Source organism: Pseudoalteromonas sp. NEC-BIFX-2020_015 (assembly GCF_012952265.1).
Taxonomy (GTDB): domain Bacteria; phylum Pseudomonadota; class Gammaproteobacteria; order Enterobacterales; family Alteromonadaceae; genus Pseudoalteromonas; species Pseudoalteromonas neustonica.
On record NZ_JABCJL010000018.1, the window covers coordinates 26,180 to 38,593 of the forward strand.

The window sequence follows — 12,414 nt, forward strand, 5'->3', positions numbered from 1 at the left end:
GTATTTATATGACCGATAAACGTTTAAGTGATGGCCCAGATTGGACATTTGATTTATTACAGCAATACCAAGACGAAATAGCGCGCGTAGCAGAACATTATCGCCTTGATACTTACCCAAATCAAATTGAGGTGATCACGGCTGAACAAATGATGGATGCCTACTCCAGTGTCGGTATGCCGATTGGTTATAGTCATTGGTCTTACGGTAAAAAGTTTATTCAAACGGAACAAAACTACAAGCGTGGGCAAATGGGCTTAGCATACGAAATTGTTATTAATTCTGATCCCTGTATTGCCTACTTAATGGAAGAAAACACCCTGCCAATGCAAGCACTCGTAATGGCACATGCTTGCTACGGCCATAATTCCTTTTTTAAAGGCAATTACTTATTTAAAACATGGACCGATGCCAGCTCAATTATTGATTACTTACTGTTTGCAAAAAACTATATTGCACGCTGCGAAGAAAAGTATGGCATTGACGATGTTGAAAACCTGATTGACTCATGCCATGCGCTAATGAATTATGGTGTGGATCGCTACAAACGCCCGCAGCAAATCTCTTTATTTGAAGAGCAAAAGCGCCAGCAAGAACGTGAAGATTACCTGCAATCACAAGTAAATGAGCTTTGGCGTACTATTCCATCTCATCAGCAAGAGAAAAAGCCGCACGAACGTCATTTCCCGCGTGAACCACAAGAGAACATTTTGTACTTTATTGAAAAAAATGCCCCACTATTGGAGTCTTGGCAACGAGAAGTTATTAGAATAGTCCGTAAAATCTCTCAGTATTTTTACCCGCAAAAACAAACGCAAGTTATGAATGAAGGCTGGGCCACCTTTTGGCATTACACTATTTTGAACCATCTATACGATGAAGGTAAATTAACCGACTCGTTTATGCTGGAGTTTTTACAAAGCCACACCAATGTTGTTTATCAGCCACCATATAACAGCAATTACTATTCTGGGATCAACCCGTATGCATTAGGTTTTAATATGATGGTTGATATTCGTCGTATATGTGAAAACCCAACAGAGGAAGATAAACAGTGGTTTCCTGAATATGCTGGCAGTAACTGGCTAGATACGCTGCACTTTGCTATGGAAAACTTTAAAGATGAGAGCTTTATTAGCCAGTTTTTATCACCGAAACTGATCCGCGACTTTAAATTATTTACTATTATCGATCATGAAAAAGATCCTAATTTACACGTTGGCGCTATTCACGATGAAAGTGGTTATCACGCAGTACGCGAGGCACTCTCAGCGCAATATAATTTAAGTAATCACGAACCTAACATTCAAGTTTATGATGTGGATATTAGAGGGGATCGTTCTTTAACTCTACGTTATGTACCTCATCAAAATATCCCGCTTGCTAAATCCCATGACGAGGTATTAAAACACCTCTATAGGCTATGGGGCTTTAAAGTGAAACTTGAGCAGGAGTCTATGTCTGGGGAAGTAAGTACGGTGGCGCAATGCCCATCTGATGACTCTCGCCATACAACAGAATAATTGAACAATAAAAAATGACGCCATAGCGTCATTTTCTTAACCATTACTTTTACTCGCTTTTATTAGCTTTGTGGAATATCACTAAAAGCTGAAACAAGGTTTCTGCCATTTTCTTTTGAATGGTAAAGCGCTTTATCGGCGGCCTCTATCCACTTTTCGTGACGTTCAAAACTACTATCAAAACATGCAAAACCTACACTGACTGTCATCGTGACTTGCTGTCCATCAAAAAATATCGATGAGTTTTCAATAACACTTCTTAAGCGCTCTGCAAATATCTGTGCACCTTTTTTATCCGTATCAAGTAATGTTACTGCGAATTCCTCGCCACCATAACGCCCTGCTACGTCAGTTTCACGTAACGTTTTACGAAGTAAGTCGGCAATGTTACGCAGTGCTTCATCACCACAACGGTGTCCATGTTCATCATTTATCTTTTTAAAGTGGTCAATATCAAACATTAGCAACGTACTACAACCACCACTTCGTTTTATTCGTAAAAACTCTTGGCGTAAAGTATTTTCCCAGTGACCGCGATTAGCAAGCTGGGTTAATGCATCAGTTTGACTTATTAGTTCAAGTTTGCGGTTAACGGCTTCTAACTCTTTTTTATTGACGGCTTCATCAGTAACATCATAAATAATAATGCAAATATGACCAACTTCGCCCATCGTATTAGAAAGCGGAATAAACGTGGCATTTTGATACATGTGATCAGCTTTGCCTGTTATTGGCCGATAATTTTTAAACTTAAAAATATAAGGCTGCTGTTCCCAAATGGTAAATGAGCGATTTTTCAAAATGAAAACTGATTCAGACTTACTACGAAACCACTTTTCATCTATTGATGGGAACAAATCAAATAGATCTTTGTCTTTCACTGCACTTGGTAGCAAACCTGAATGGTTTTCCATAAAGCCATTCCAAATACACACTTTGTAGTCACGATCTAACACCACTAAACCAACATCAACGGTATTAAACATATCCATTAACCAATGGATTTCATTCATATTAAAATCTGCTGCAGGCATAATGTTAGTCTTCTAGTAGGTAAGCAACTTTGTATTTCAAAGTTTTCATTGAATCTTCGGTAAATAACAGCATTAAATCGCAGTTAATATTATGGTTTTCGATACCGTAACTAATTTCTATAGCTAACGTACGCTGCCAACGAGACTTGTTAGCCTTTACTAGATCAGATACATCGCAATGCTGCCCTAGTACGACCGGGTGACCTTGGCTAAAGGTCATATCAAGTTGTCTGGATAAACCTGTTAAAATCGCTCCAATTAGTATGTTACTAATATCCATGAGCAATTCTAATTCAACTTTATTGTTAAGCTCGCCTTCGTAATTCATCAACGATGCTATTTCTTTAAAACTTGAGTCGTTGAGCAGTAGCAGCGCTTCTCCCGAGACCCCTCCACCAATAAAGCCTTGGCATACACCAGATGTAGATGAATTTGCGTCAATTGAACGCAGCGCCATGTCTAACTCATTTACTTCAAGGATATTTACATTCGGAATAGGTAGCTCAACAAACACATTAAGCAGTCGTGCTAATAAATCCCCAGCTTGCCCCATTGCTACGTTTGTTAACTCTTGATAAATGTCTCTTACATCGGGGTCAACTTGCTCACCCAATTTATGAGAGAGCCTTTCACGCATGGCTTTATCTTTAATGCCATGATGCTCGATAATATCTGCAAGCTTTTGGGCATCACATGGCTTTTGAATAAAATCGATTGCACCAAGATCAATGACACGCTGATGGGCACTTGGTTGAATATCGCCAGAGACGACAACAGTAAGAACTTGAAACTGTAATTCCTCAATGGCTTGCAGTACTTCATAGCCATCCATTTGCGGCATATTAAGATCTAAAAATAATATCTCAGGACGAATTGCTTTTAATTGCTCGATACAATGAACGCCATCTTCAGCAAATTCTATTTTTATATCCCAATCATCGGGTAACGAACGCGCTAACTGACGGCGCGCAAGTTTTGAATCATCACAAATTAGTACCGATGTTGACATATTTTCTCTCTGATAGTGTTTATTTATAGCAACCACTTTTTAGTTACAATACATTTATTATTATTGATCATTGAATAAACATTTATTACTGTATTATGTTAATCAATGTAACACCTATTTACAATTTTAAATTTCACTAAAACCTTGGTGTGCACCAATGATTATAATACACTCTGGCTAATTGCGTTAATTCTAAAGGAAATACCTTATGCTTCGTTCTATCAGTTTTGCCTTGAGTGCTTTTTGCTCTGTTGCTTTCGCGACTGAAATTCCAGAAAACACGTTAGATGCGGGGAAAGTCACCGCACAATCAAAACCCATAACGTTGTTAGGCCAAGGAGTGAAATTAAATGAACAAGCGCCCGATTTTAAAGTAGTCGACGGTTCTTTCACACCGGTCACTTTAGCAAATTACCAAGGACAAGCTGTTTTAATTAGCGTGGTTCCAAGTCTGGATACAGGTGTATGTAGTATTCAAACAAAGCATTTTAACGAAAAAGTAGCTGCACAATTTCCCAATATTGCCATGCTGACTATCAGTGCTGATTTACCCTTTGCACAGGCGCGTTTTTGTAAGGCTGAAAACATCGATAAAGTAGTCACTTTATCTGACTCTGTTTGGCGTGACTTTGGCCAAAATTATGGCCTAGTGATCAAAGATATGGGGTTATTAACCCGCGCTGTTTTCGTGCTTGATGAAAATCATAAGGTTGTTTACAAACAATTAGTGGCTGATCTATCAACAGAGCCTAAGTATGAGCCTGTCCTTAGTGCTTTAAAGTCACTCTGATTTATTGTCGTATTAATAATAAAAAACCGCCAATTGGCGGTTTTTTTAGATTATTAGCTTATTAACCTAATAATTCAGCTAACTGTTGATTAACCGCTTCAACAGCTTGTGTTCCGTCTAAACGGTGGTACTGAGTGTTACCCGCTTTCGCTTCAGCTTGATAGTAATCAACCAATGGCATTGTTTGCTCATGGTAAATACCTAAACGTTTACGGACTGTTTCTTCAGTATCGTCAGCGCGGATGATAAGATCTTCACCGCTTACGTCATCTTTGCCTTCAACTTTTGGTGGGTTATACACAACATGGTATACACGACCAGAACCTGGGTGAACGCGACGTCCGCCCATACGATCAACAATGATCTCATCTGCAACGTCAAATTCAATAACGTGATCAACGACAACGCCATTTTCTTTCATTGCATCAGCTTGTGGAATTGTGCGCGGGAAGCCGTCAAGTAGGAAACCTTTTTCACAATCCGCTTTAGTAATACGTTCTTTAACAAGACCAATGATGATGTCATCAGAAATTAGCTGACCTGCATCCATTACTTTTTTAGCTTCTAAACCCAGTGGTGTGCCTTCTTTAATTGCTGCACGTAACATATCACCAGTAGAAATTTGTGGAATACCGTACTTGTCCATCAAAAACTGAGCTTGAGTGCCTTTACCTGCACCCGGCGCGCCCAAAAGAATAATGCGCATATCATTGTCCTCGTTTGATACTGATTTTACTTATCTTGCATCAGTATGATTTATTATAAAGCCTGAATTCTTCCATAAGCGCCTGCGATACTCAAGCAACTTATACCAATTGACTACACACACACCATAAAAAAAGGGAACCGAGGTTCCCTTTTCATTAAAATGTTATTTTTTGAGCAATTACTTGCTTAGATCAAGCATTAGTTTGTTTAAACGTGTCACAAACCCAGCAGGGTCTTTTAACGTGCCACGCTCTGCAAGTAGAGCTTGATCAAGAAGTACATGTGACCACTGAGCAAATTTCTCTTCGTCTTGTTCAACATTCAAATGTTTAACAAGTTGGTGCTCTGGGTTTAGTTCAAAAATAGGCTTTGCTTCTGGTGCTGCTTGTCCTACAGACTCCATAAGCTTTTGCATTTGTGAGCTCATGTCATTATCATCTGCAACCACACAGGCTGGTGAATCAGTTAAACGATGTGTAAAGCGTACATCTTTTACTGTATCGCCTAAGGCTGTTTTGATTCGCTCAACAAGTCCTTCAACTTCTTTTTCAGATTCTTCTTGCGCTTTTTTGGTCTCTTCATCATCTAGGTTACCTAAATCTAGGTCACCACGTGTGATTGATTTAAATGGTTTATCAGCAAACTCTGTTAAGTGGCTCATCATCCATTCATCAACACGGTCGCTTAGCAATAATACTTCGATACCTTTCTTACGGAAGATCTCTAAATGCGGTGAACTTTTTGCTGTGGTAAATGAATCAGCCACAACATAGTAAATTGCATCTTGACCTTCATTCATACGCTCAATGTATTGCTCAAGTGACGCATTCTGTGTGCTTTCATCTGTATGCGTTGATGCAAAGCGTAATAGTTTAGCAATCGCTTCTTTATTAGCTGCGTCTTCCGCTGGGCCTTCTTTGATCACTTGACCAAATTCATTCCAAAATACTTGGTAATCATCGGCTTTGTTTTTAGCCATGCGCTCAAGCATTTTTAAAATACGTGATGTACAGCCCTTACGAATTGCTTGCGTTACTTTGTTATCTTGTAAAATTTCACGTGATACATTCAATGGTAAATCATTTGAATCAAGTAAACCTTTAACAAAGCGTAAGTAACTTGGCATAAACTGTTCTGCGTCATCCATTACAAATACGCGTTGTACATAAAGCTTTAAACCACTTTGGCGTTCACGGTTCCATAAATCAAATGGGGCCTTCTTAGGGATATAAAGTAGGCTTGTATATTCAGTTTTACCTTCTACTTTATTATGTCCCCAGCTAAGCGGCTCTTCCCAGTCATGGCTTACATGCTTATAAAATTCTTTGTACTCTTCATCAGAAAGCTCTGATTTATCGCGAGTCCAAAGTGCAGTCGCGCGGTTAATGCTTTCCCACTCACCTGGTACTGCTGGTGTTTTTTCGCCATCTTCACCTTCAGACTCAGGTACTTCTGCTTTGTACATTTGTACAGGTGTAGAGATATGATCTGAGTATTTAGTCACGATGCTACGCAGACGCCAATCATCAGCAAACTCTGTTTCATCTTCACGAAGGTGTAAAATGATGTCTGTTCCGCGGCCTTCTTTTTCAATTTCTTGTAATGTGTATTCGCCTTCGCCTTGCGACTGCCATTCAACACCGGCTGCTTCACCAGCTTTGCGAGTGCGAACAGTAACTAAGTCTGCAACAATAAATGCTGAGTAAAAACCAACACCAAATTGGCCAATTAACTGTGAGTCTTTACCTTGATCACCTGTTAAGTTTTTAAAAAACTCAGCTGTGCCTGATTTAGCAATTGTGCCTAAAGAGCTGATCACTTCATCGCGTGTCATACCAATGCCGTTATCAGAAATAGTGACCGTATTGGCTTCTTTGTCTGCACTGATACGTACTCTAAGATCAGCATCACCTTGGTAAAGCTCACCGTTTGAAAGTGCTAAAAAGCGTAATTTATCTGCCGCATCTGAGGCATTTGACACAAGCTCACGTAAAAATATTTCTTTATTTGAATAAAGTGAGTGGATCATCAGGTTTAATAGTTGTTTAACTTCCGTTTGAAAGCCTAATGTTTCTTTTTGTGCTGCAGTCATTGTGTTTCTCCAATTAGCAAAGTCTCTGCGTTATGCACTTAATATGGGGCGCGGTTCGTTAACTTCAAGGGGAAATATAAAAAAGGCAAACGAAATAATTATTTAAACTGAGTAAATAGGCTATTAACATTTAAACTTAACGCTTAAAATAAACATGGCGAATGGCCGTGGATCTGCTCGCCACTTATTGGATGCTGAAAAAATAAGTCACTGGCGTGTAAGAGCAACCGTGCTGCCATTGCTTCGCTCGTTTCATTTTTATATAGATCACAACCCAAAATAGGGTGACCCATCTCTTTACTGTGGATCCTAAGTTGATGAGTACGCCCTGTCATAGGCATATACTGCACTAAACTTCGCTTTGGTTGGTCAATACGCTTTAGTACCATGTAGTCACTTACTGCGGTTTTGCCTGTAATCTCACAAATTTTAACTAAAGGGAAAAGTAACGTGTCTTTCGCTATCGGTGCGATAACCTGCCCTTCATCTTTCACAACCCACCCTTGTAACATCGCTATATAGTGTTTTGTAATCGCTCGGTTCTGAAATTGCTTATTAAGCTGTTTTGATGATTCAGCATTGAGCCCCACGACCATAATACCTGATGTGCCATAATCTAATCGATGCGGTAATTTGGCTTCAGGGAAAGGCGGACTAACTCCTGCTTGCCCATTTACTAATCGATAATGTACCGAGTCCCAATTAAGTGGATTTCTACCCGACAAGCTCAATAAACCACTGGGTTTGTTGATTAATAAAATATCTTCATCCTGATAGAGTATGTCTAAAAAGCCGGTGCATATTGGGGCGACAAAATCATCAACTATGCTGGGAGTTATTACGTGCTGTTCAGGCATTTATATTCCTGCTAATACCAATTTTATTAAAAACATATTTATGTGAGTTTTGCTAAAAGCCATTAAAAAGCCTGCATAACTAAGTTAATGCAGGCTTTTTCTTTCAAAGTGTTTAATTACGCTAACAGTTAATTTTCGGTAACTGCCCTGCGACCACTAAACGCATGCATTAATGTCATGCCATCGAGTAAGTCAAGCTCACCACCGACAGGTATACCATGAGCAATACGCGAAGCCTCTACTTTATAACGATGACAAAGCTGCGCAATATAATGCGCGGTGGTTTCACCTTCGACCGTTGGATTGGTGGCTAAAATCACTTCGTTAATACCGCCTTGCTGTAGCTTTTTCTCAAGGGTATCTAAGCCTATTTCGTTAGGACCAATACCATCAATAGGTGATAAATGCCCCATCAAAACAAAGTATAAACCTTGATACTGCCCTGTTTGTTCAATAGCCAAGACATCAGTAGGCGATTCAACAACACATAAAACACCACTGTCTTGGCGCTTTATGCTTAAACAAATATCACAGTGTAGCTGCTCTGCAAATGTACGACACGATTGACAATGACCAATTGCAGTCATCGCTTTTGTTAATGCATTACCCAGCTGGCTCCCACCTTTACGGTCGCGCTCAAGTAAATGAAATGCAATACGTTGGGCTGATTTTGGACCAATGCCCGGTAAGCAGCGTAATGCTTCTATTAACTGACTTAAACTCTCTGAAAGTTGCATATTTTAACTTAAAACGGCATTTTCATGCCTGGTGGTAATTGCATACCGCCAGTAACTTTGCCCATACGCTCTTGTGTTTCATCAGCTACACGGCGTACTGCGTCATTACATGCTGCTGCAAGTAAGTCTTCAATCATGTCTTTATCATCTTCCATTAAACTTTCATCAAGCTCTACGCGGCGAACATTATGATTACCAAGCATCGTTACTTTAACAAGACCTGCACCTGCTTCACCAACAACTTCCATCGTTGCGATTTCGTCTTGGGCTTTTTGCATGCGCTCTTGCATTTGTTGCGCTTGCTTCATCATGTTACCCATTCCACCTTTAAACATAACTCTCTCTCTTTATATAATCTTTAATTGGCATGAAGATAAGGGCTATTGCAAAAAATTACAATGCCTGAATACTGTTTTCGTCGATTATTGCAGAAAATACCTGCTGTAATTGCACGATATTCTCGTCGCTGTTGATCACATCAATCGCCTGCTGGTGACGCCCCGCATCTATTTTTTGCTGGATTAAGTAAGGGGAATCAATCACCCCGACTTCAAAGTTAATGCTTAATTCAACATTATGCTCATAAATACTGGCCAGTGCTGCCGTTAATTTTTGTCTCAGCATAGGTGTATCAAGGTGTTTTTGCGATGCGTCAACTTCTAAATGTAATTGTTGCTGCTGTTTTGAATAAATTGAGTGCAGTGCAAATTGGCGCATCCGCCCGCCAAGCCCCATTCGCTTAATTAAATAAGCCCATTCATCTTGTTGATGCGCAAAACGGATATCGCTGATCGGGCTTTGAAAATCATCGGGCACTTGAATGTTTATTTCTGGCTCAGGTGCAGCCACCACTTTTTGTGGATTAATTTGCTCTAGTAACTCTGGCGCTAAATTTTCAGTAATTGTTTGATGTTTTTCTTTAAAGTCAGGTTTTATAGTTTTATTTGGTGCAATGTTTGCCGTGTAGCCGTTAGCCTCAGCTTGGCTAGTTGTCCCCGCTATTTGGGGTTGGGACTTTTTTACCGGTGTACTGCGCTCAACCGCCGGTATCGTCGTCGTTAACGGCTCTGCTGATACTTTGCCACCAGAAAGCGTGCCTGCACCCGAAATATTTCTATCACGTAAAATACGTGCGATTGCAGACTGCGCTTGTGCTTCTTTTTGACTAATATCTGTAGTAGCGGAATAGTCAGAAAGTGAATTATTACTTGGTACAACCGCCGCGTTTCCAATTGGTTCAATGCTATGCTGATGGTCACTAATATTTTGTTTTTGAGCATGGTTAGTATCGCCATCAAAGCCTTGATCCACAGCGTTGCTCATCACATCATCATATTGTGATGCTAATTGTTGCTCAAGCTCAGTTTCTGGATCAGCTGCAGCTACATGAGCAGGTGCTATATCAACTGGCGCAGTTGGCTCTTGCTCCATCGCCACTGTGTTGTGGGGAACTGCGACCGGTTTTTTCTCTGATGCGGTGGCCGCTGATGTAGTAGCTGATGTTCCCGCTGGCAATCTAACTTGATCGTCATTACGCTCTGATGGTGCTTGCTTGTTTTTATTTAGAATGTCTCTGAGCGAGCCTGCTCGAGAACGTTTTTCATCCGCTGATGATCCAGCCGATACTGTGTTGGCAACTATTTGGTTATCAATTGGTTGAAATGCTAGTAAACGCAGCATAATCATCTCAAAGCCTAAACGCGGCTCTGGCGCCCATTGGAGATCTTTTTTACCATTGAGCAGTAATTGATAATAAATTTGAATTTGCTGTGAGTCACAACTCAACGCTACTTCGCTAATAAATTCACGATTATATTCATCTAATTTTGCAGCGTCTGGGACTAATTGCGTCAATTGCGCTAAATGCGTCAGACCAATTAAATCATCTAAAAGGGCTATATAATTTGGGTTTTGAGTGGCAATCTGCTCTATTTGCGCCATCAATGCAGCGCCATCTTGCGCCAATAATGCCACTAACAAGTGCTGGCTATAATGGTTGTCCATCAACCCTAGCATTGCTTGTACCGCTTGATGCTTAATATCACCATTGGTTTGGGCAATGGCTTGATCAGTTAAACTCAATGCATCACGCATACTGCCATCAGCAGCTTTAGCGATAATTTGCAGTGCTTGGGTTTCAAAACTTAACTGTTCTTCGCCTAATACATATTCAAGTTGCTGGAGTATTTCGGGTTGCGATAACGCATTAAGATTAAACTGCAAACAGCGAGATAAAATAGTAACAGGTAGTTTTTGTGGATCGGTAGTCGCCAATAAAAACTTAACGTGTTCAGGTGGCTCTTCCAAGGTTTTTAATAATGCATTAAAACTGTGCTTTGAGAGCATGTGTACTTCATCGATCAGGTACACTTTGTAACGGCCACGCGTTGGCGCATATTGTACATTATCGAGAATTTCTCGAGTATCTTCCACTTTGGTCCGGGATGCCGCATCTATTTCAAGTAAATCAATATAACGACCCGTTTCAATATCGACACAACTACTACACTTTCCACAAGGCTCAGCCGAAATGCCTTCATCACAATTTAAGCTTTTTGAAAAAATACGTGCGATGGTGGTTTTACCCACCCCGCGTGTCCCAGTGAACAAATAAGCGTGATGCAGTCTATTTTGCGTCAAAGCATTTACCAATGCTTGTTTCACATGGGACTGACCGACCAATTCATGAAAGGTCTGTGGACGCCATTTTCTCGCTAGGACTTGATAACTCATTAATTACTCGCCTTCGAATTCAACCAATTTTAGGATTTTAATGCCCATTTTTGCAATACGTTGCTCGCCACCTAGTTCAGGTAAAGAGACTACAAATGCCGCATCTGTGGCATGGCCACCAAGCTTGTGAACTAACTTAGCCGTTGCTTCAATCGTACCACCAGTCGCTAATAAGTCATCCACTAATAATACTTTGTCGCCAGGGACAATTGCATCCGTATGTAGCTCTAATACATCTTCACCATACTCTAGTTGATAATCTTGCGAGATCACTTCGCGCGGTAGTTTACCTGGTTTACGAACTGGAATGAAAGGGATACCTAGTGCATATGAAAGTGGCGCACCAAAAATAAAGCCACGTGATTCAGTACCAATGATCTTTGTGAAACCTTGATCTTTATAAGCAGTTATAAATGCATTAATCGTCGCTTGAAACGCGGCAGGGTCAGCCATCAACGTAGTTACATCACGGAACATAATGCCCGCTTTTGGGTAATCTGCAATGGTGGTAATGCTGTCTTTAATAATAGATGGAGTTGTCATAATTTTAGCTGTCATACATGTAATATTACAAAGCAGGTAATTATATACCCAAGCCACCCCAAGAAGCGAGTTTCAGTAGGAATAAAACGTGATTTATACAAACCACAGGAGGCAATTTAGAATATCTGTTAATGTACGAGGCGTGTGGTATAAGTAAAGTGTTGGTAAGGAGTTAAAAAGATAAGACTGCACAAAATACAGCCTTAGTATAATTTACTAGGGTAAATTAAGACACGGTTGTGATCCAACCTAATATTGCATTTAAACACCCAACTACTGCAAATATAGCTAAAAACGCAATAAAATACATAGCGTTAAATGGGTCTTTAAAATCTTTATCATCTGACATGGGGACTACCTTTATTAAGCGCGACAAATAAAGCGCATA

At 40.1% G+C, this 12,414-nt stretch carries 12 protein-coding genes; 2 read left to right on the forward strand and 10 right to left on the reverse strand.

Annotated features, from left to right (window positions below):
* Window positions 1-8: 8 nt before the first annotated feature.
* The gene (locus HH219_RS13815) at window positions 9-1,523 is read left to right on the forward strand and encodes a SpoVR family protein (protein WP_054205769.1); all 1,515 of its coding nucleotides are present in this window, start codon (window positions 9-11) and stop codon (window positions 1,521-1,523) included.
* Between the two features lie 62 nt (window positions 1,524-1,585).
* Here HH219_RS13815 and HH219_RS13820 read toward each other — a convergent pair whose 3' ends face one another.
* Together HH219_RS13820 and HH219_RS13825 are read right to left on the reverse strand one after the other, a co-directional pair.
* Entirely contained in the window at window positions 1,586-2,557 is a 972-nt protein-coding gene (locus HH219_RS13820) for a diguanylate cyclase (RefSeq protein WP_054205768.1), read from the reverse strand.
* Between the two features lie 4 nt (window positions 2,558-2,561).
* The gene (locus HH219_RS13825) at window positions 2,562-3,566 is read right to left on the reverse strand and encodes a response regulator (RefSeq protein ID WP_054205767.1); all 1,005 of its coding nucleotides are present in this window, start codon (window positions 3,564-3,566) and stop codon (window positions 2,562-2,564) included.
* A gap of 208 nt (window positions 3,567-3,774) precedes the next feature.
* Here HH219_RS13825 and tpx point away from each other — a divergent pair, with 208 nt between their 5' ends.
* Window positions 3,775-4,356, forward strand: coding sequence for a thiol peroxidase (tpx, locus tag HH219_RS13830; RefSeq protein WP_169327807.1), 582 nt, complete (start codon window positions 3,775-3,777; stop codon window positions 4,354-4,356).
* A 61-nt stretch (window positions 4,357-4,417) separates the two neighbouring features.
* Here tpx and adk read toward each other — a convergent pair whose 3' ends face one another.
* From adk to HH219_RS22320, 8 genes are all read right to left on the reverse strand, one after another.
* Window positions 4,418-5,062: an adenylate kinase gene (gene adk / locus HH219_RS13835; protein WP_054205765.1), complete on the reverse strand. Its 645-nt coding sequence runs from the start codon at window positions 5,060-5,062 to the stop codon at window positions 4,418-4,420.
* A gap of 180 nt (window positions 5,063-5,242) precedes the next feature.
* Window positions 5,243-7,156, reverse strand: coding sequence for a molecular chaperone HtpG (gene htpG, locus HH219_RS13840; RefSeq protein ID WP_054205764.1), 1,914 nt, complete (start codon window positions 7,154-7,156; stop codon window positions 5,243-5,245).
* A 143-nt stretch (window positions 7,157-7,299) separates the two neighbouring features.
* A complete protein-coding gene (locus HH219_RS13845) occupies window positions 7,300-8,013 on the reverse strand; it encodes an RluA family pseudouridine synthase (RefSeq protein WP_169327808.1) in 714 nt (237 codons plus the stop codon).
* A 128-nt stretch (window positions 8,014-8,141) separates the two neighbouring features.
* The gene (gene recR, locus HH219_RS13850) at window positions 8,142-8,750 is read right to left on the reverse strand and encodes a recombination mediator RecR (protein WP_169327809.1); all 609 of its coding nucleotides are present in this window, start codon (window positions 8,748-8,750) and stop codon (window positions 8,142-8,144) included.
* 8 nt (window positions 8,751-8,758) lie between these two features.
* Entirely contained in the window at window positions 8,759-9,085 is a 327-nt protein-coding gene (locus HH219_RS13855; RefSeq protein WP_004588122.1) for a YbaB/EbfC family nucleoid-associated protein, read from the reverse strand.
* 58 nt (window positions 9,086-9,143) lie between these two features.
* A complete protein-coding gene (gene dnaX, locus HH219_RS13860; RefSeq protein WP_169327810.1) occupies window positions 9,144-11,483 on the reverse strand; it encodes a DNA polymerase III subunit gamma/tau in 2,340 nt (779 codons plus the stop codon).
* A gap of 3 nt (window positions 11,484-11,486) precedes the next feature.
* Window positions 11,487-12,026 (reverse strand): adenine phosphoribosyltransferase, encoded by a 540-nt coding sequence (gene apt, locus HH219_RS13865; protein WP_054205791.1) that lies wholly within the window; start codon window positions 12,024-12,026, stop codon window positions 11,487-11,489.
* A gap of 226 nt (window positions 12,027-12,252) precedes the next feature.
* Window positions 12,253-12,375 (reverse strand): hypothetical protein, encoded by a 123-nt coding sequence (locus tag HH219_RS22320; RefSeq protein ID WP_269432723.1) that lies wholly within the window; start codon window positions 12,373-12,375, stop codon window positions 12,253-12,255.
* Between the last annotated feature and the right edge of the window lie 39 nt (window positions 12,376-12,414).

Excerpts from the sequence above, each read along its gene's own strand:
- apt (WP_054205791.1), bottom strand. The coding sequence starts at position 12,026 with ATGACAACTCCATCTATTATTAAAGACAGCATTACCACCATTGCAGAT.
- HH219_RS22320 (WP_269432723.1), bottom strand. The coding sequence starts at position 12,375 with ATGTCAGATGATAAAGATTTTAAAGACCCATTTAACGCTATGTATTTT.
- HH219_RS13820 (WP_054205768.1), bottom strand. The coding sequence starts at position 2,557 with ATGCCTGCAGCAGATTTTAATATGAATGAAATCCATTGGTTAATGGAT.
- recR (WP_169327809.1), bottom strand. The coding sequence starts at position 8,750 with ATGCAACTTTCAGAGAGTTTAAGTCAGTTAATAGAAGCATTACGCTGC.
- HH219_RS13845 (WP_169327808.1), bottom strand. The coding sequence starts at position 8,013 with ATGCCTGAACAGCACGTAATAACTCCCAGCATAGTTGATGATTTTGTC.
- htpG (WP_054205764.1), bottom strand. The coding sequence starts at position 7,156 with ATGACTGCAGCACAAAAAGAAACATTAGGCTTTCAAACGGAAGTTAAA.
- HH219_RS13855 (WP_004588122.1), bottom strand. The coding sequence starts at position 9,085 with ATGTTTAAAGGTGGAATGGGTAACATGATGAAGCAAGCGCAACAAATG.
- tpx (WP_169327807.1), top strand. The coding sequence starts at position 3,775 with ATGCTTCGTTCTATCAGTTTTGCCTTGAGTGCTTTTTGCTCTGTTGCT.
- HH219_RS13815 (WP_054205769.1), top strand. The coding sequence starts at position 9 with ATGACCGATAAACGTTTAAGTGATGGCCCAGATTGGACATTTGATTTA.
- dnaX (WP_169327810.1), bottom strand. The coding sequence starts at position 11,483 with ATGAGTTATCAAGTCCTAGCGAGAAAATGGCGTCCACAGACCTTTCAT.
- HH219_RS13825 (WP_054205767.1), bottom strand. The coding sequence starts at position 3,566 with ATGTCAACATCGGTACTAATTTGTGATGATTCAAAACTTGCGCGCCGT.
- adk (WP_054205765.1), bottom strand. The coding sequence starts at position 5,062 with ATGCGCATTATTCTTTTGGGCGCGCCGGGTGCAGGTAAAGGCACTCAA.